Source organism: Pseudomonas plecoglossicida NBRC 103162 = DSM 15088, assembly GCF_000730665.1.
In the GTDB taxonomy this organism is placed as follows: domain Bacteria; phylum Pseudomonadota; class Gammaproteobacteria; order Pseudomonadales; family Pseudomonadaceae; genus Aquipseudomonas; species Aquipseudomonas plecoglossicida.
In genome coordinates this window covers 1-18,443 of the sequence record NZ_BBIV01000006.1, presented here as the reverse complement: position 1 = coordinate 18,443, position 18,443 = coordinate 1, and the positions used below count along the sequence as shown (strand labels likewise).

Genomic DNA, 18,443 nt, shown 5'->3' with positions numbered 1-18,443 from the left:
CTCCGATCTACCGCTCCCGTGTAGCGCCACTGGGTCGATCAGGCGCATGACGTCGCCAGCGCAGCAGCCCAGCAGCCAGGATCAGCCCCAGAACCAGCGCCACCCAGCCGTAAAGCTCGTCATACCCGAGAAACGGCCGCTCGATCCGCACGTAACCTTCATCCTTGAGCAGATCCTTCAGCGCCGCGTTGGCCTGCGTCAGGGTGACCTGGCGCAGCTTGCGCACAGGGTCGGCGAAACGCCCGTGGGTGTAGTCGTTGAGCGCGCCCCAGTAATAGTCGGCCAGCGCGCTGTTGCCCTGGGTGCTCCAGCTTTCCTTGGCAACGGCGGCATCCTTGATGCGGGCGAAGGTATCCGGGTCGAGGCCGTCCTTGCGCAAGTGGTCGAACAATTGCTGCATGACCTTGATCGCGGCATCGACATCGTCGCGTTCGAGGTCGGCATTGAAGCTGAGCATGCCGCTGTCACCAAAGCTTTCGCGCTGTACCGAAGGCCCATAGGACAGGCCGTTGCGCAGGCGCAACTGGTCGTACAAGGCCCAGTCCAGGTAGCGCGAGAGCAGGTCGAGGGTCTGCTGGTGGTCGTTGTCCAGGACCGGCTCGATGAACAGCCAGTGCAACTTGGCGCTGTCACCCAGCACTCCCCGGGTCAGGTAACGACGCCGCTCGGCTTGCTGGCTGATGCTTTCGAGGGTACGACGTTCTTCCGGCTCGGTGGCGGGCAGTTCGCCGAAGGTGCGGTCCAGATAGGCCGGCAGCAGGCGATCGAGGCCACCGACCATGATCAGGGTCATGTTGTTGGCGGCATACCAGCGGTCACGCAGGGCCTGCACCTGCTCCAGTGTCATGTCGTCGAGGTTGGAGCGCTCGGGGCATTTGAGGCCCAGCTCGGTGGCCAGCTGGTCGCTGGCGGGGTGGCCGATGTCCTGGCGGTCGAGCCAGCGCTGCAGGTGGCCGTAGTGGCCGCCATCCTCGCGTTCGATGATGCGCTTGGCGGTGGCCAGGCTGTTGGCGTCGATGCGCGTATCGCGGATTACCGCCAGCAGCAGATCCAGCACCTTGCGCTGGTTGCGCGCCGGGGCCTCGATGACGAAGGTGGTGTCGGCGCTACTGGTATAGGCGTTCCACTCCCCGCCCAGCGATTGCAGGCGTTCTTCCAGCCCGCCCTCGCCGGTCTCGTCGATACCGCCGAACAGCAGGTGCTCGAGCAGATGGGGCAGCTCTTTCTGCTCGCAATCGAAGTCGTCCAGGCCAACCCCCACCACCAGGCGGATCGCCACATGGTCGCGTTCGTAGCCGGATTTGAGGATGACCTGCAGGCCATTGGGCAACAGGTAACCCTCGACCCGCGAACGATCGAGGGCAAGTGAGGGCAGGCTGCAGATCAGCAGGCAAACGAACATCAGGCAACGCATGGGCGAGCTCGGGTCTCCGGGTATGCGAGGTCAGGGTAGTCGGGCTTCGTCCGGTACGGTGTCGAGCATCAGCCCGCCCGTGTCCGACCCACCCAGTACCACATAGGCACTGCTGCAGAACAAAGAGTTCAACCGCTTCATGTCGGCGATCAGCTCCAAGTGTAGCGAACTCGTCTCGATACTTTGCACCACCTTGCGTTGCAGACGGCTGACATGGGCATGCGCCAGGCGCCGCTCCTGGGCGCGGAAGCGGCGTTTCTCGCGCAGCAGCAGCCGGGCGCTTTCGGGGTCGGCACTGAGGAATACCGACAGGCCCAGGCGCAGGTTGGCCAGCAATTGCTCCTGCAGACCGGTCAGCTCCTCCAGCCCGACCTGGGAAAACTCCCGGCGCTGGCTGGTCTTCTGTTGCTGAACCTTGCGCAGCATGCGTTCGATGAGGTCGCAGGAGAGCTTGAGGTTGATCGCCAGTTCGATGATCTCGGCCCAGCGCCGGTTGTCCTGGTCGCTGAGGTCTTCCCGGGTCATCTGGGCCAGGTACAGTTTGATTGCGCTGTACAGGGCCTCGCCGTCTTCACCGAGGGCGCGCACCTGCTGTGGCAGCGCGGTATGGGTGCCGCGCAGGGCGCCGAGCATGGCTTCGAGCAGGCTGTCGACGATATCGCCCAGGCGCAGGGTTTCGCGGGCGGCGTTGGCCAGGGCCAGGCTGGGCGTGGTGAGGGCCGAGGCGTCGAGATGGCGTGGGCGCACCTGGCCATTGCCGTTCTCGCGGTCGGGCAGCAGGGCGTTGCATAGCCGGCCCATGGGTTTGACCGTGGGCAGCATGATCAGGCAGCGCAGGGTGTTGTAGAGCAGGTGGAAGCCGATGACCAGTTCCTGGGGGCTGAAGCTCAGCGAGTCCATCCACTCCACCAGTGGATGCAGCACCGGGATGATCAGCAGCAACCCCATCAACTTGTACAGCAGGCTGCCCAGGGCCACGCGCCGGCCGGCGGAGTTCTGCATGCTGGTACTGATGAAGGCCAGCAAGCCGCTGCCGATGTTGGCGCCGACCACCAGGCCGATGGCCACCGGCAGGCTGATCACCTCGGCGCCCGCCAGGGTCGCGGTCAGCAGGACAGCCGCCAGGCTGGAGTAGGTGATCATGGCGAACAGCGCGCCGACCAGGGCGTCGAGCATGATGTCGCCTGTCAGCGAGGCGAACAGTACCTTGACGCCCTGGGCGTGGGTGATCGGCGCTGCGGCTTGCACGATCAGCTCGAGGGCAAGAATGATCAGGCCCAGGCCGATGCCTACCCGCCCCATCTGGCCTGCACGCGTCTGCTTGCGGGACAGGAAGAAGATCACACCGAGGAACACCAGCAGCGGCGACAGCCACGACAGGTCGAAGGTCAGCACGCGCGCCATCAGTGCCGTACCCACATCCGCGCCCAGCATGATCGCCAGGGCCGGGGTCATGGCCATCAAGCCCTGGCCGACGAAGGAGGTGACCAGCATCGCGGTGGCGTTGCTGCTCTGCACCAGCGCAGTGACGACGATGCCGGCGATGAACGCCAGTGGTCGCCGGTTCATGTTCTGGCTGAGCACTCGGCGCAGGTTGGAGCCGAACACCCGCAGGATGCCGGTACGGACGATATGTGTGCCCCACACCAGCAAGGCAACGGCGGAAAGCAGGTTGAGCAGGGTCAGCATGGTCCAGCCCCCCTTGTTCGTGCTCCAGAAACGGAGCCAATGAGTGAAGCCGCGAGCCTGGCCCGGGGGTGGGTGTTTTTATCCAGTGCTCACTCAAGCTTTAGTTGTTTTGCAGGCCAGGCGCCAGCTTGGCATGCCCGGCAAGCATTTGAAATCATTCAGTCATGAAAGCTTCGATGACAAAAAAGGCCCCGGAGGGCCTTTTTACGGTACTGCCGTGGCTTATTGACCCGGAATGTCCTTGCGCAGTTTCACCGGGTCATGTTCCTTGCCCGCCTTGCGTGCCATGGCGGTACGCATGCGGATGTTGATCGCCTCGACGGCCAGGGAGAAGGCCATGGCGAAGTAGACGTAACCCTTTGGCACGTGCACGTCGAAGGATTCGGCGATCAGCACGGTGCCCACCACGATCAGGAACGACAGCGCCAGCATCTTCAGCGAAGGGTGCTTGTCGATGAAATTGCTGATGGCGCCTGCACACAGCATCATCACCAGCACGGCAACGACGATCGCGGCGATCATCACGGGCACGTGCGAGACCATGCCCACCGCCGTGATGACCGAGTCCAGGGAAAACACGATGTCGATGATGGCGATCTGGATGATGGTGTAGAAGAACTTGCCACCCGCCCCTTTCGGCTCATCGCTGCTTTCATCCTCGCCTTCCAGGCCGTGGTAGATCTCCTGGGAGCTTTTCCACAGCAGGAACAGGCCACCGAAGAACAGGATCAGGTCGCGGCCGGATATGCCCTGGCCGAATACCACGAACAGGTCGGCGGTCAGGCGCATGACCCAGGTGATCGACAGCAGCAGCATGATGCGAGTGACCATCGCCAGCGCCAGGCCGAAGATCCGGGTGCGCGGCTGCATGTGCTTGGGCATGCGGCTGACCAGGATCGAGATCATGATGATGTTGTCGATACCGAGAACGATCTCAAGCGCTGTAAGGGTGAAAAAGGCAACCCAGATTTCCGGGCTGGTCAGCCATTCCATGTGTATTCCTTCGAACGATAATGGCGAAACGCCCCTTCAGGGGCGCTTCGCGTTGAGGTGATGCGGGTTTGATCAGAGGCTGCTGAACAGTGGGAAAATGCCCATCAGCAGCGCGGCGACCATTATGCACAGGCATACCAGTACTGCCCACTTGAGGGTGAAGCGTTGGTGATCGCCGAATTCGATACCCGCCAGGGCCACCAGCAGGTAGGTGGAGGGTACCAGCGGGCTGAGCAGGTGTACCGGTTGCCCGACGATCGACGCGCGGGCCATCTCCACCGGGCTGATGCCGTAGTGGCTGGCGGCTTCCGACAGTACGGGCAGCACACCGTAGTAGAACGCATCGTTGGACATGAAGAAGGTGAACGGCATGCTCACGATCGCGGTGATCACCGCCAGGTAAGGGCCCAGGGCTTCGGGGATGACCGCCAGCAGGCTCTTGGACATGGCCTCGACCATGCCGGTGCCCGAGAGAATGCCGGTGAAGATGCCGGCAGCGAAGATCAGCCCGGTCACCGCCAGCACGCTTCCAGCATGGGCGGCGATACGGTCCTTCTGCTGTTGCAGACAGGGGTAGTTGACGATCATGGCGATACTGAAGGCGATCATGAACAGCACCGGCAGCGGCAGCAGGCCGGCGATCAGCGCAACCATCAGCGCGGCGGTCAGTGCGCCGTTGAACCACAGCAGCTTGGGCCGACGGGCTTCGGGGAATTGCGAAACGCTGATTTCGCTGTGGTCGATGTCGTCGGTGGGCAGGTGCAGTTCACCCAGGCGGGCGCGCTCGCGCTTGCCGTACAGGTAAGCGATGCCGAGGATCGCGACGATACCGAACAGCATGGCCGGGATCATCGGCACGAAGATGTCCGAGGGGTCCACGTGCAGGGCGCTGGCGGCGCGGGCGGTAGGGCCGCCCCAGGGGGTCATGTTCATCACCCCGCCGGCCAGGATGATCAGGCCGGCCATGATCCGCGGGCTCATGCCCAGGCGGCTGTACAGCGGCAGCATGGCGGCGCAGCAGATCATGTAGGTGGTGGCGCCGTCACCGTCGAGCGACACCACCAGGGCCAGTGCGGCGGTGCCCACCGAGACCTTGAGCGGGTCGCCCTTGACCAGCTTGAGGATCTTGCGCACGGCCGGGTCGAACAGGCCGGAGTCGATCATCAGGGCGAAATACAGAATGGCGAACATCAGCATCACGCCGGTGGGCGCAAGCTTGCTGATGCCCTCGAGCATCATGGGGCCGATCTTGGCGGAAAAACCGCCGAACAGGGCGAACAGGATCGGTACCAGGATCAGCGCGATCAAGGCCGACAGGCGCTTGGTCATGATCAGGTACATGAAGGTGATGACCATGGCAAAGCCGAGGAAGGTCAGCATGGCAGTACTCCAGGCGTGGCGCGGCGAAAGGAAAGGCTATTCGGGCGAGTCAGCGCGTGGGGCGCTGCGCAGGGAGCAAGGGCAAGGGAGCGGCAAAAGAGCGGGCACGGGAAAACATCGGAATCACCATTGTTGTTGTTGATGGGCCGGGCGCGGAAAGATCCGGGTGCCCTGGCTGACCGGTCTGCTGCCGGTAGTGGGGGCTATCCTAGGGGGACAAGCTTTCAGCCAGCTTTCGCCGGGAAAAGGGCGACGGGAGGTAAGTAATGCCTGATGTAACCGAGGGGGGCTGCCATTGCGGCGCCTTGCGCTATCGACTTCAGGGCGAGCTGACGGATATCGCCCATTGCCATTGTTCGATCTGCCGGCGTGTCAGCGGGGGGCTTGTGGTGACCTGGCTTACCCTGCCCCGGTCAGGCTTTCGCTGGTTGGCGGGCAGGCCCCAGTGCTATGTGGCGCCGGCCAGTTGCAAGCGCTACTTCTGTGGGGAATGTGGTGCGCATGTGGCGTTGGTGACCGATCATAGCCCGGGCAGTATCGATGTGACGGTCGCGACGCTGGATCATCCGGAGCAGGTGCGGGCCAAGCGGCATATCTGGACTAGCAGCCGGTTGCCGTGGCTGCATCTGGATGAGGATTTGCCGGGAGAGGCCGAGGAGCAACCGTAGCTGCTGTGCTGGGTTGTCGGGCCTCATCGCCGGCGCTACGGCAGCTCCAGCCCCCCCGCCGCCTTGTGCAGCGCCCGCAAATGCTCACCCACCTGCTTCACATTGGCCTCGACTGCAGCAATCTCCCTGGCCCGCGAAGGGTCCAGCAGTGCCCTTACCTCTTTGTCCAGGTCGGTACTCAAGCGCAACAACTGGGCTTGCCGCTCATTGCTGACCTTCTCCAGATGCGCGCGCTCATCCGGTTGTGGCAAGCCATAGCCCTTGGCATCGAGCAACTCCGCCGGACGACTCAGGAAACCACTGTTGGCAAGCATCTGCTGCAGGGTCCGGTTGGCCTGGTTCATGCTGCCGTCCTTGAGTTCCACGGCATTCAGATAGCGTTGCTTCACTTCGTCCTGGGCCAGCAACAACTGCCGGCGCAGGCTGGCCTGTTCCAGCAGCAGCAATGCGGCGCTGGTGCGCAGGTTGGCTTGTGGGAACCAGCCGCGGCGTCGCTCGGCATCCAGCTCGAGCCAGTCTTCGACCTTGTCCTGCTTGATCGGCAGCTGCTGCTTGAGTACCTCGAACATGGCCTGGTAACGGTCACGGTAGGAGTCGAAGCGGTAGCCAAGGCGCAAGGCTTCGCGTGGATCATCGAGCACGCTGGTGTCGGCCAGCCCCCTGCCCTTGAGCACCTCCAGCAGGCCATTGGGCATGATGCTGTCGAGATCGTTCAGGCGTGGGTTGCCGGTGCCGCTGCGCAGCAGCTTCAACGATTCCACTGCACAGTTGTTGGACAGGAAGTAATAGCTGCCGTCGTAGCTCCAGTGGATCTCGGCGGCTTGGCGCACCAGGTTCTCGATCTCGTTGCGGTCCAGCTTCAATGGCACCGACGCCAGGCTGCGCAGTTCAGTCTTGGTGTACTCGTCGACTACCTGGCCGAGGGGCAGGACAAACAGCCGCGACGGATAGTTACCGATCAGGCCGTCCCAGCTGGAAAGCTGCACATCGTTGACGAAGGCGCGATACGACAGCACCAGGTGGCGGTCGAGGTCCAGGCGGCAGTCCGGTCCGCGTGGCCGCCCCGGCTTGCAGATGACCAGGCGCAGCATGCTGTGGCCCCAGCGGCTGACCCAGTTCTGGTTGGCTTCGGCGAGCAGGTAGTCCACTTCATACACCCGCTCCGGGTCGATCTCGCCCAATGGCTGGCGGGCGAAGTCGCTGCCGGCGTTGAGGAACGGCAGGCCTTTGGCGCAGGTATCCTGCCGTGGGGCCCAGCCAAAGTGATCGCGAAGGTATTGATTGAGGGCCGGGCGCCGGCAGGCATAGCTCGGGTCGAGGAGAAAATACTCCATGTTGACCGCGACGAATTCCTTGGGGCTGCTCAGTTCATAACTGTCGGGGCTGCGCACCAGTTGGCCATTGTGCTGCTCCCGTTCACCTCGGCGGCCCACGTACTGCGGCCAACCGGCCAGGTCGAGCAAGCGTGGATCGTCGCTGAGGGTGAAACGGCGTTGTGCCTGGCCACGGCAAGCCTCTGGCTGGCCGATCTTGCCCAGGGTGCCCTGCTGGCGCTTGCAGCGGGCGATCATCGAGCGTTCGGCGTCGGGCCAGAGCCGCGCACGGTTGTAGATGTGGGTCAGCTCGTGCAGAACGGTGGCCAGCAGCTCCTGGCGAACCGTGCCATGTGGCCGGTTGGTGCTTTGATGCGCGGCGCTGCCGTCGGTCAGGCTGGGCAGCAGGCGACGATTGAGCGCCAGGGTCGAGACCAGCGAAGCCTGGCCATAGGCATCGGCCGGCATCTTGTCAGTCCAGCTGACCTGGATGCGCCGATCCAGCTGCTGCTTGAAGCGTGGCGGCAGTTTGCTCAGTGCTTCATCGAGCAAGGCCTGGGTGGCTTGAAGTTGCTGGGGGGTAAGGCCGGACGCCTGCAGTTCAAGCTGCAGGTCGGCCAGGGCGGGCATGCCCAGCAGCGTCAGGACGCCGGCGAGCAGCCAGGCACGCACGCCAGTCACAGTGCGAGGATGGCTTCGGCCAGGACCTGGTCGCTGGCGCCGCGCGCTTCAGGTAAGCGCTCGCGCAGGGTCACGAAGGCTGCCTCCAGTTGCGCGCCACGGATGTCGCCGTTGCTGGCGACGAAGCTTGCGGCGTCGTCATGGGCTTCGCGTACCACTTTGGAGTCGCGGATCGACGTGGTGGTGTCGGACGTGAAATCGATCGAGCGACCAATGGCCCGCACGATGATGTTGCTGGTAGCCACCAAGGTCTGTGCCTGGGCCAGGTCGGCCAGCAACAACATGCCGAGGGTCGCGGCGATCAGCGGTTTACGCATGGAGCATCTCCAAAAATACAGGGAGTCAAGGTTATTACTTGGACGAGAATTGTCCGCGCCAGTTCAAGGTCGCCGACGAATGCGGCAACTGACAATGCAGGAGCTTGTTGGCGACCGGGGCGGGCGGCGAAGATTCGAACGAATGCGCAGGCTGTGGCCAGCGCATTCGTTGTGCAGCCGGTGTATCAGATGGTCAGGATGGCCTGGGCCAGTTGTGCATCGTTGGCTTGCAGGGTCGGCATGCTCGAGCGGATGTGCAGGAAGGCACTTTCCAGCCTGGCGCCACGAATGGAGCCCTGGCTGCCGACGAAGCTGGCTGCGTCATCGCGGGCGGCCTGGACGATCTTGTCGTCGCGGAACGACGAGCTCAGGTCGGAGGTGGCATCGGTGGACGAAGCGAAGGCACGTACTACGGCATCGGTCGTGACGACGAAGCTGGTGGCGTTTGCGGTGCCGGCCAGGCCGAGCAGCAGGGCGGCGCCAATCAGGTGTTTGCGGGACATGGGCGTGGACTCCTGGAAGGATCGGGTGAGTCTGCAATATCGGACGTTCACACGGTTCGTCACGGTACTTGCGCATCTGGTTCTTGCCAGACAGCTAAGCCAAGCGTATCACGCGGCGAGATTTCAAGAAGGTAACGAACGTCACGAAAATCTACTGTTATGGTCTATTTGCAGAAATACGAAACTGTATCTGTCTGGCAAGCGCTCTGACACGAGGCTTCGCTAAAGAAAAAACCCGCTGCAGTGACCTGCAACGGGTTTGGGAATTCGCGGTGCCAGCCGGAGCCGGCGAACCGGTGCTTAGCGCCAGAACGGCTTGCTGAGCTCTTCGTAACGCTGCGACTCGCTGATACCGGCGTCTGCCAGCAGGCGGGCGTCCAGGCGAGCCAGTTGACGGCGGCTGGCCATGCGACGCTGCCACAGCAGCAGAGTGGACAGGGCGCGCAGCGGCAGCGATGCGTGGGATTGCTGGGCGTTGCTTTCAAAAACCAGACCGGAACTGAGGGTACGTTCCATGATGCTTCATCCTTCCGCTTGTGGCGGGATTAGGTAGTGATTTAACTGGTGCCCATGATCCTCTTCTGTTGTCCATAACAGTAGATACAGTTCTGTAGAAATAGGATGGCTCAGTTAACTGTGTAACCCTACTGTTGCACTCGAAATTGGCGCAACTGTACTGGTCTGCACTATTGTGGTGCGTTACGTAATAAGTTGGGGGATTTTGAGGAGGCTGACTGGCGGGGATGCCAGTACAGTAGAACAGTTTTACGAAGAGGGATTGCGAGGATTGACTTGCTGGCCCTATCGCCGGCAAGCCGGCTCCCACAGAATGGTGCAGCGCTGGCCTCGAGGGCAGCGCATGACTGTGGGGAGCCGGCTTGCCGGCGACAGGTGCTATGCGGATCAGCCAGCCAGCATGCGGCCACCTTCTTCCAGATTCTCGTGCCAGCTCAACGCCTCGCGCAGGATGTGCGGGGTGTGGCCGCCACGCTGGCAGGCGCGGTCGAAGTAGTCATTCAAGGCTGCGCGGTAGTCAGGGTGCACGCAGTTATCGATGATCGCCCGTGCCCGCTCGCGAGGCGCCAGGCCACGCAGGTCGGCCAGGCCTTGCTCGGTAACCAGGATGTCCACGTCATGCTCGGTATGGTCGACATGGCTGACCATCGGCACCACGCTGGAAATCGCACCACCCTTGGCGATGGACTTGGTGACGAACACCGCCAGGTGGGCGTTGCGGGCGAAATCGCCAGAGCCACCGATGCCGTTCATCATCCGGGTACCGCAGACGTGCGTGGAGTTGACGTTGCCGTAGATGTCGAACTCCAGCGCCGTGTTGATGCCGATGATGCCCAGGCGGCGCACGACTTCAGGGTGGTTGGAGATCTCCTGCGGGCGCAGTACCAGCTTGTCCTTGTAGCGCTCCAGGTTGCCGAACACATCGGCATTGCGGCGCGTCGACAGGGTGATCGAGCTGCCCGAGGCGAAGCTCAGCTTGCCGGCGTCGATCAGGTCGAACGTCGAGTCCTGCAGCACTTCGGAGTACATGGTCAGGTCTTCGAAAGGCGAATCGATCAGACCGCACATCACCGCGTTGGCAATGCTGCCGATACCGGCTTGCAGCGGGCCAAGCTTGTTGGTCATGCGCCCTGCTTCCACTTCTTTCTTGAGGAAGTTGATCAGGTGGTCGGCGATGCCCTGGGTTTCGTCGTCCGGCGGCAGCACGGTGGACGGCGAGTCTGGCTGGTCGCTGATGACGATGCCGACGATCTTGGCCGGGTCGATCGGGATCGCAGTGCTGCCGATGCGATCATCGACCTTCACCAGCGGGATCGGCGTACGGGTCGGGCGATACGTCGGGATATAGATGTCGTGCAGGCCTTCGAGGTTGGCGTTGTGCGACAGGTTGATCTCGACGATCACTTGCTTGGCGAAGATGGCGAAGCTCGCCGAGTTGCCCACCGAGGTGGTCGGCACGATGTGGCCTTCTTCGGTGATGGCCACCGCTTCGATGACTGCGATGTCCGGCAGCTTGAGCTGCTGGTTGCGCAGTTGCTCGACGGTTTCCGACAGGTGCTGGTCGATGAACATCACCTGGCCGTCGTTGATGGCCTTGCGCAGGGTGCTGTCGACCTGGAACGGCATGCGACGGGCCAGCACGCCGGCTTCGGTCAGCTGCTTGTCGAGGTCATTGCCCAGGCTGGCGCCGGTCATCAGGCTGATCTTCAGGGGCGACTGCTTGGCGCGTTCGGCCAGGGCATGCGGGACCGCCTTGGCTTCGCCGGCGCGGGTGAAGCCGCTCATGCCGACGGTCATGCCGTCCTCGATAAGGCCAGCGGCATCAGCCGCACTCATTACCTTGCTGTGCAGGGAGGACAAGCGGATACGATCACGGTACATGGATTGTTATCTCGGGCTACTGAGGCTACTGCAGCGCAGTCTAGAGATTTCGCCCGTCGCCGTCCCACGACCATGGTCGAATGGGAGGCCTGGAAATAGAGCCATTGATCTGGATCAGTGAAATAAAAAAACCCCGGGAATAATGCGCCGGGGTTTTATATCGCAACCTTTATAGGAAAGGTCTTACTCGACGGCTTTGACCATATCCTCGATGACCTTCTTCGCGTCACCGAACACCATCATGGTCTTGTCCAGGTAGAACAGTTCGTTGTCCAGCCCGGCATAGCCGCTGGCCATCGAGCGCTTGTTGACGATGATGGTCTTGGCCTTGAATGCTTCGAGAATCGGCATGCCGGCGATCGGCGACTTCGGATCGTTCTTCGCCGCCGGGTTGACCACATCGTTGGCGCCCAGCACCAGCACCACGTCGGCCTGGCCGAACTCGGCGTTGATGTCTTCCATCTCGAACACCTGGTCATAAGGCACTTCGGCCTCGGCCAGCAGCACGTTCATGTGCCCGGGCATGCGCCCTGCCACCGGGTGGATCGCATACTTCACGGTCACACCGTTGTGGCTGAGCTTCTCGGTCAGTTCCTTGAGCGCGTGCTGGGCGCGGGCGACTGCCAGGCCGTAGCCCGGGACGATGATCACGCTGTCGGCGTTGCTCAGCAGGAAGGTGGCATCGTCTGCCGAACCGGACTTCACCGGGCGCTGCTCCTTCGAGCCTTGGGCCGCACCGGCATCGGTATCGCCGCCGAAGCCGCCAAGGATGACGTTGAAGAACGAGCGGTTCATCGCCTTGCACATGATGTAGGACAGGATCGCACCGCTGGAGCCCACCAGGGAGCCGGCGATGATCAGCATCGAGTTGTTCAGCGAGAAGCCGATCCCCGCCGCTGCCCAGCCCGAATAGCTGTTGAGCATGGACACCACGACAGGCATGTCGGCTCCGCCGATCGGGATGATGATCAGCACACCCATGATGAAGGCCAGGGCCAGCATCAGGGTGAAGGCGCTGTAATGGCCGGTGAAGGTGAACAGCAGGCCCAGGGCGATGGTGGTCAGCCCCAGGATCAGGTTCAGCTTGTGCTGGCCAACGAACTGTACCGGTGCGCCCTGGAACAGGCGGAACTTGTACTTGCCCGACAGTTTGCCGAAGGCGATCACCGAACCCGAGAAAGTGATGGCACCGATGGCCGCGCCGAGGAACAGTTCCAGGCGGTTACCGGTGGGGATCGGGTCGCTGATGCTGGCGACGATGCCCATCGATTGCGGCTCGAGCACCGCAGCGATGGCGATGAACACCGCGGCCAGGCCGATCATGCTGTGCATGAAGGCGACCAGTTCCGGCATCTTGGTCATCTCGACACGCTTGGCCATGATCGAGCCGGCGGTACCGCCGACCAGCAGGCCGACAATCACGTAGCCGATGCCGGCGGTAGCGATTTCAGCCCCGAGCTTATAGATGAGGCCGACCGTGGTGAGGATCGCGATCCCCATGCCGATCATGCCGAACAGGTTGCCGCGCCGCGAGGTGGTCGGGTGCGACAGGCCCTTGAGCGCCTGGATGAAGCACACCGAGGCGACGAGGTAGAGGAGCGTTACCAGATTCATGCTCATGCTTACTTCTGCGCCTCGTTCTTGGTTTTCTTCTTGAACATCTCAAGCATGCGACGGGTGACCAGGAAGCCACCGAACACGTTGACCGCGGCCAGGGCCACCGCCAGGGTGCCCATCAGTTTGCCGGCCGGGGTCACGGTCAGCGCGGCAGCCAGCATGGCGCCGACGATGACGATCGCCGAGATGGCGTTGGTGACCGCCATCAGCGGGGTATGCAAGGCCGGGGTGACGTTCCACACCACGTGGTAGCCCACATAGATGGCCAGCACGAAGATGATCAGGTTGTAGATGCCGTGGGAAATCAGCATGTCGTCCATAGTCGTGCTCCTTAGCCGTTCTTGCGGACGACTTGGCCGTCGCGGCACATGAGGCAGGCCGCGACGATATCGTCTTCGAGGTTGATGACCAGCGCGCTGTCCTTGTCGAACAGCAGCTTCATGAAGTCCAGCAGGTTGCGTGCATACAGTGCCGAGGCATCGGCCCCTACCTGGGCTGGCAGGTTGGTCGGGCCGACGATGGTCACGCCATTTTCCATGATCACCTGGTCGGCCACGGTCAGCGGGCAGTTGCCGCCTTGGGCTGCGGCAAGGTCGATGACCACCGAGCCAGGCTTCATCTGCGCCACGGTTTCGGCGCTGAGCAGGGTCGGAGCCTTGCGGCCGGGGATCAACGCCGTGGTGATGACGATGTCGGCTTGCTTGGCGCGCTCGTGCACGGCCTGGGCCTGGCGTTGCATCCAGCTGGCGGGCATCGGGCGGGCATAGCCGCCAACGCCTTCGGCGCACTCACGCTCTTCATCGGTTTCATAGGGAACGTCGATGAACTTGGCGCCAAGCGACTCGATCTGCTCTTTCACTGCCGGACGCACGTCCGAGGCTTCGATCACCGCACCGAGACGCTTGGCCGTGGCGATGGCCTGCAGCCCGGCAACACCGGCACCGAGGATCAGTACGCGGGCGGCCTTCACGGTGCCGGCAGCTGTCATCAGCATGGGCATGAAGCGTGGGTAATGATGGGCGGCCAGCAGCACGGCCTTGTAACCGGCGATGTTGGCTTGCGACGACAGTACGTCCAGGCTCTGTGCGCGCGATGTACGCGGTGCGGCTTCCAGGGCGAAGGCGGTGATGCCGCGTTCGGCCATCTTGCCGATCAGCTCGTTGTTGAAGGGATTGAGCATGCCGATCAGAAGGCTGCCGCTGTTGATCTGGGCCAGCTCCTGGTCATCAGGCGCGACCACTTTCAGAACCAGTTCGGCGCCGTAGGCATCGGCTGCGGTTCCAAGGGAAGCGCCCACGGCCTCATAGGCACCGTCCGGAATGCTGGCATTGAGCCCTGCCCCCCGTTGGACGGTGACCTGATGGCCTTGGCCAATCAGTTTCTTGATGGTTTCGGGGGTCGCAGCGACCCTTGTCTCACCGGTCTGCGTCTCGAGAGGAACACCAATGTGCACGACTATTTCTCCTGCGGTGACCTTTTTTGTCTTTATAAGAGCCAGCGCACTTCGGGTGGTGCGCAGGGTTGGCTATTGAGCGCCAGTCCGCCGAATCCTGGGCGGGCCGAGCATTTTGCAGACGAACCCAGGGGCCTTCAACAGATTCTGGAGCGAAACCAAGTCAAAACTACAAGTCACCCTGTGACCGTATGTCGCAATCATCGGGCTTCAGCCCGTCAAGCATGGGCTATTGGCAGATTAAGGGATTTTTTGAAATTTTTTGCGATGATTTCGCAAATGGGCTCGCGAGTGTCGTAAAACCTTCTGAAATCCGCGTGTTTGGCGGCTTTGCCGAGATTTTTCGATTCACCTGAACAGTTTGCTTAAATGCGACAAAAGCTTATATCTGTAGGTGTTAAAAATAATTGACTACAACAGTCGGGCGAAGGCCTCGTCTCTGTGCGAGGCGATGTAGTCACGCGCCTGTTCCGCCAACCAGTCACGGAAGGCGCGAAGGGATGCCGACTCCACCTTGCGGTCGGGAATCATCAGATAGTAGGCCTTGTCGCTGGACAGTGCATGCCGGTTAGCGACCACCAGCCTGCCCTCCTCCAATTCGCGCTGGATCAGGAAGGGTGGGATCAGCGCCACGCCCATCTGGTGCATCGCGGCCTGGGCAAGCATGGAGAATAGTTCATAGCGTGGCCCTGTCATGTCACCTGCGACATTCATGCCCTGCCCGTTGAACCATTGGCGCCAGGCGTAAGGGCGGGTGGTCTGTTGCAGCAACGGAAGGCTGGCGATGCGCCGGGCATCGAGCATGCCCTCGCCGCTCAGCAGGACCGGGCTGCAGACCGGCAAGGGGTTTTCGCCCATCAGGCGCTGGGACTGGGTGCCGGACCAGTCGGCGTCGCCAAAATAGATGGCGGCATCGAAGGGGGTGTCGGCGAACAGGAATGGTCGGGTGCGGTTGGTCAGGTTGACGGTGACCTCCGGATGGCGCTGCTGGAAATCCTTGAGCCGCGGCAGCAGCCACTGTGTGCCGAAGGTCGGCACTACCGCCAGTTCGATCACGTTGGCGCCCTGCTGGCGCATTACCGACAAGGCATCGCGCTCCACCGCATCCAGCTGCGCAGCCACCTGGCGGCTGTACGACAGCCCTGCCTCGGTCAGTTTCACCCCGCGTCTCGAGCGCCGGAACAGTTCCACATTGAGGAAGGCCTCCAGGCCGCCAATCTGTCGACAGACGGCACCTTGGGTCAGGGCCAGCTCCTGAGCGGCCTTGGTGAAGCTCTCGTGGCGCGCGGCCGCTTCGAAGCAAATCAGTGCAGTGGTGTTGGGGATCTTGCGGCGCATGTACGTCAACCTCACTCGTGGTGTCGTCAATAGTGGGTTCGCGGGTGTTACGGAGTGACAAATTATCACTAATAGGTGCGCAATCCTCGTTTGTCCCGACGCGCGAACAGGCCTAGGATCAAAGGCACAAGAACCTGCTCTCTATATACGAGGATTTCGCTCATGGCCGGTAAAGCAAGCTTCAACTGGATCGACCCGCTGCTGCTGGATCAGCAGCTCACTGAAGAAGAGCGCATGGTGCGTGACAGCGCTTATCAGTTCGCCCAGGACAAGCTGGCGCCGCGCGTGCTGGAAGCTTTCCGCCACGAGCAGACCGACCCTGCGATCTTCCGCGAGATGGGCGAAGTGGGCCTGCTGGGTGCGACCATTCCCGAACAGTATGGCGGCAGCGGGCTGAACTACGTGTGCTACGGCCTGATCGCCCGCGAAGTGGAGCGCATCGATTCCGGCTACCGTTCGATGATGAGTGTGCAGTCGTCGCTGGTGATGGTGCCGATCAACGAGTTCGGTACCGAGGCGCAGAAGCAGAAGTACCTGCCCAAGCTTGCGAGCGGCGAGTGGATCGGCTGTTTCGGCCTGACCGAGCCTAACCACGGATCCGACCCCGGTTCGATGATCACCCGCGCCAGGAAGGTCGACGGTGGCTACCGCCTCAGCGGCAGCAAGATGTGGATCACCAACAGCCCTATCGCCGATGTCTTTGTTGTCTGGGCCAAGGACGATGCGGGCGACATCCGCGGCTTCGTTCTGGAAAAAGGCTGGGACGGGCTCAGCGCCCCGGCCATTCATGGCAAGGTCGGCCTGCGTGCTTCGATTACCGGCGAGATCGTCATGGACAACGTGTTTGTGCCGGAAGAGAACATCTTCCCCGAAGTGCGCGGTCTCAAGGGGCCCTTCACCTGCCTGAACTCGGCTCGCTACGGCATTTCGTGGGGTGCCCTGGGTGCTGCGGAAGCCTGCTGGCACACCGCGCGTCAGTACACCCTGGACCGTCAGCAGTTCGGCCGCCCACTGGCCGCCAATCAGCTGATCCAGAAGAAGCTGGCAGACATGCAGACTGAAATCACCCTGGCACTGCAGGGCTGCCTGCGCCTGGGGCGCATGAAGGACGAAGGCACTGCAGCCGTGGAGATCACTTCGATCATGAAGCGCAACTCCTGTGGCAAGGCCCTGGATATCGCGCGCATGGCCCGCGACATGCTGGGCGGCAACGGAATCTCCGACGAGTTCGGCGTCGCTCGTCACCTGGTCAACCTTGAAGTGGTCAACACTTACGAAGGTACCCATGACGTGCATGCGCTGATCCTGGGTCGAGCGCAAACCGGCATCCAGGCGTTCTACTGATAGAGGAGCCTGACCATGGGTGCGCTATCTCATCTGCGGGTGCTTGATCTGTCCCGCGTGCTGGCGGGGCCCTGGTCGGGTCAGATCCTGGCCGACCTGGGAGCCGACGTTATCAAGGTCGAGCGGCCTGGTAGTGGCGACGATACCCGCTCGTGGGGGCCGCCCTTCTTGAAGGACGGGCGCGGCGAGAACACCAGTGAGGCGGCTTATTACCTGTCTGCCAACCGTAACAAACGTTCGGTGACGATCGACTTCACCCAGCCTGAGGGTCAGCGTCTGGTGCGCGAGCTGGCGGCCAGGTCGGATATCGTCATCGAGAACTTCAAGGTTGGCGGGTTGGCGGCCTATGGGCTGGACTACCAGAGCTTGAAGGCGCTCAATCCGAAGCTTGTCTATTGCTCGATCACCGGCTTCGGTCAGACCGGTCCCTATGCCAAGCGGGCTGGGTATGACTTCATGATCCAGGGGCTGGGTGGGCTGATGAGCCTGACCGGTCGCCCGGATGGCGAAGAGGGTGCGGGGCCGGTAAAGGTTGGCGTGGCGCTGACCGATATCCTCACGGGTCTGTATTCCACGGTGGCGATCCTGGCTGCCCTCGCCCATCGTGATCAGGCCGGCGTTGGGCAACATATCGATATGGCCTTGCTCGATGTGCAGGTGGCCTGCCTGGCCAACCAGGCCATGAACTACCTGACCACGGGCAACCCGCCTCGTCGACTCGGTAACGCGCATCCTAATATCGTGCCGTATCAGGACTTCCCGACGGCGGATGGCGACTTCATCCTCACCGTCGGTAATGATGGTCAATTCCGCAAGTTCGCCGAGGTTGCTGGGCAACCGCAGTGGGCGGATGACCCGCGCTTCGCAACCAACAAGCAACGCGTGGCGAACCGCGCTGAGCTGATTCCGTTGATTCGCCAGGCTACGGTGTTCAAGACCACGGCTGAGTGGGTGCAGCAGCTGGAGGCCGCCGGTGTGCCGTGTGGGCCGATCAATGATCTGGCGCAGATGTTCCAGGACCCGCAGGTGCTGGCGCGCGGCCTGGCTGTCAGCCTGCCGCATGCGTTGGCCGGAAGCGTGCCGCAGGTGGCTAGCCCGATTCGGTTGTCGGAGACGCCGGTCGAGTACCGGCATGCCCCGCCCTTGTTGGGCGAGCATACCGAAGTGGTGTTGGCTGATGTGCTGGGGCTGGACGCAGGCTCTGTGCAGCGGTTGAGGGACGCGGGGGTGTTGTAGCGCTTCTATATGGAAAGAACGAAAAGCGGGGAGGCCGGCAGGCCTCCCCGCTTCGCTTTTCAGCTATATCAGGGTTTCATGAAATTAAGGGTTGACGGGG

The 18,443-nt window shown here is 62.3% G+C and carries 17 protein-coding genes; 4 read left to right on the top strand and 13 right to left on the bottom strand.

Features of this window, described 5'->3' with window-relative positions; genetic code table 11:
• Positions 1 to 7 precede the first annotated feature (7 nt).
• From PPL01S_RS04200 to PPL01S_RS04185, 4 genes are all read right to left on the bottom strand, one after another.
• Entirely contained in the window at positions 8 to 1,414 is a 1,407-nt protein-coding gene (locus tag PPL01S_RS04200) for a M16 family metallopeptidase (RefSeq protein ID WP_016394216.1), read from the bottom strand.
• A gap of 30 nt (positions 1,415 to 1,444) precedes the next feature.
• Positions 1,445 to 3,103 carry a Na/Pi cotransporter family protein gene (locus PPL01S_RS04195; RefSeq protein ID WP_016394215.1) on the bottom strand — a complete coding sequence of 553 codons (1,659 nt, stop codon included), beginning with the start codon at positions 3,101 to 3,103 and terminating at the stop codon, positions 1,445 to 1,447.
• A 222-nt stretch (positions 3,104 to 3,325) separates the two neighbouring features.
• A complete protein-coding gene (locus tag PPL01S_RS04190) occupies positions 3,326 to 4,096 on the bottom strand; it encodes a TerC family protein (protein WP_016394214.1) in 771 nt (256 codons plus the stop codon).
• A 72-nt stretch (positions 4,097 to 4,168) separates the two neighbouring features.
• Positions 4,169 to 5,476: a CitMHS family transporter gene (locus PPL01S_RS04185; protein WP_016394213.1), complete on the bottom strand. Its 1,308-nt coding sequence runs from the start codon at positions 5,474 to 5,476 to the stop codon at positions 4,169 to 4,171.
• A 266-nt stretch (positions 5,477 to 5,742) separates the two neighbouring features.
• Between PPL01S_RS04185 and PPL01S_RS04180 the strand changes: the two genes are divergently transcribed.
• Positions 5,743 to 6,144: a GFA family protein gene (locus tag PPL01S_RS04180; RefSeq protein WP_016394212.1), complete on the top strand. Its 402-nt coding sequence runs from the start codon at positions 5,743 to 5,745 to the stop codon at positions 6,142 to 6,144.
• 35 nt (positions 6,145 to 6,179) lie between these two features.
• Here the strand turns inward: PPL01S_RS04180 and PPL01S_RS04175 are convergent, their stop codons facing one another.
• From PPL01S_RS04175 to PPL01S_RS04140, 8 genes are all read right to left on the bottom strand, one after another.
• Positions 6,180 to 8,138 (bottom strand): DUF7844 domain-containing protein, encoded by a 1,959-nt coding sequence (locus tag PPL01S_RS04175; RefSeq protein WP_033743491.1) that lies wholly within the window; start codon positions 8,136 to 8,138, stop codon positions 6,180 to 6,182.
• Entirely contained in the window at positions 8,135 to 8,455 is a 321-nt protein-coding gene (locus PPL01S_RS04170) for a DUF2388 domain-containing protein (RefSeq protein ID WP_016394210.1), read from the bottom strand. The genes PPL01S_RS04175 and PPL01S_RS04170 overlap by 4 nt, the downstream gene beginning before the upstream one ends.
• Before the next feature lie 185 nt (positions 8,456 to 8,640).
• Positions 8,641 to 8,958: a DUF2388 domain-containing protein gene (locus PPL01S_RS04165; RefSeq protein WP_016394209.1), complete on the bottom strand. Its 318-nt coding sequence runs from the start codon at positions 8,956 to 8,958 to the stop codon at positions 8,641 to 8,643.
• Between the two features lie 300 nt (positions 8,959 to 9,258).
• A complete protein-coding gene (locus PPL01S_RS04160) occupies positions 9,259 to 9,474 on the bottom strand; it encodes a DUF1127 domain-containing protein (RefSeq protein WP_028625696.1) in 216 nt (71 codons plus the stop codon).
• Between the two features lie 387 nt (positions 9,475 to 9,861).
• A complete protein-coding gene (gene scpC / locus PPL01S_RS04155; protein WP_016394207.1) occupies positions 9,862 to 11,355 on the bottom strand; it encodes a succinyl-CoA:acetate CoA-transferase ScpC in 1,494 nt (497 codons plus the stop codon).
• A 183-nt stretch (positions 11,356 to 11,538) separates the two neighbouring features.
• A complete protein-coding gene (locus tag PPL01S_RS04150) occupies positions 11,539 to 12,975 on the bottom strand; it encodes an NAD(P)(+) transhydrogenase (Re/Si-specific) subunit beta (protein ID WP_016394206.1) in 1,437 nt (478 codons plus the stop codon).
• Positions 12,976 to 12,977: 2 nt separating this feature from the next.
• The gene (locus PPL01S_RS04145) at positions 12,978 to 13,292 is read right to left on the bottom strand and encodes an NAD(P) transhydrogenase subunit alpha part 2 (protein ID WP_016394205.1); all 315 of its coding nucleotides are present in this window, start codon (positions 13,290 to 13,292) and stop codon (positions 12,978 to 12,980) included.
• 11 nt (positions 13,293 to 13,303) lie between these two features.
• Entirely contained in the window at positions 13,304 to 14,425 is a 1,122-nt protein-coding gene (locus tag PPL01S_RS04140) for a Re/Si-specific NAD(P)(+) transhydrogenase subunit alpha (protein WP_016394204.1), read from the bottom strand.
• A 68-nt stretch (positions 14,426 to 14,493) separates the two neighbouring features.
• Here PPL01S_RS04140 and PPL01S_RS25035 point away from each other — a divergent pair, with 68 nt between their 5' ends.
• Positions 14,494 to 14,781, top strand: coding sequence for a hypothetical protein (locus tag PPL01S_RS25035; RefSeq protein ID WP_156042667.1), 288 nt, complete (start codon positions 14,494 to 14,496; stop codon positions 14,779 to 14,781).
• Between the two features lie 55 nt (positions 14,782 to 14,836).
• Here PPL01S_RS25035 and PPL01S_RS04135 read toward each other — a convergent pair whose 3' ends face one another.
• Complete coding sequence (locus PPL01S_RS04135; protein WP_016394203.1) at positions 14,837 to 15,763, bottom strand: LysR family transcriptional regulator; 927 nt, start codon at positions 15,761 to 15,763, stop codon at positions 14,837 to 14,839.
• Between the two features lie 162 nt (positions 15,764 to 15,925).
• Here PPL01S_RS04135 and PPL01S_RS04130 point away from each other — a divergent pair, with 162 nt between their 5' ends.
• Positions 15,926 to 17,107 carry an acyl-CoA dehydrogenase gene (locus tag PPL01S_RS04130; protein WP_028625697.1) on the top strand — a complete coding sequence of 394 codons (1,182 nt, stop codon included), beginning with the start codon at positions 15,926 to 15,928 and terminating at the stop codon, positions 17,105 to 17,107.
• Between the two features lie 15 nt (positions 17,108 to 17,122).
• The gene (locus tag PPL01S_RS04125; protein WP_016394201.1) at positions 17,123 to 18,343 is read left to right on the top strand and encodes a CaiB/BaiF CoA transferase family protein; all 1,221 of its coding nucleotides are present in this window, start codon (positions 17,123 to 17,125) and stop codon (positions 18,341 to 18,343) included.
• The last annotated feature ends 100 nt before the right edge of the window (positions 18,344 to 18,443 follow it).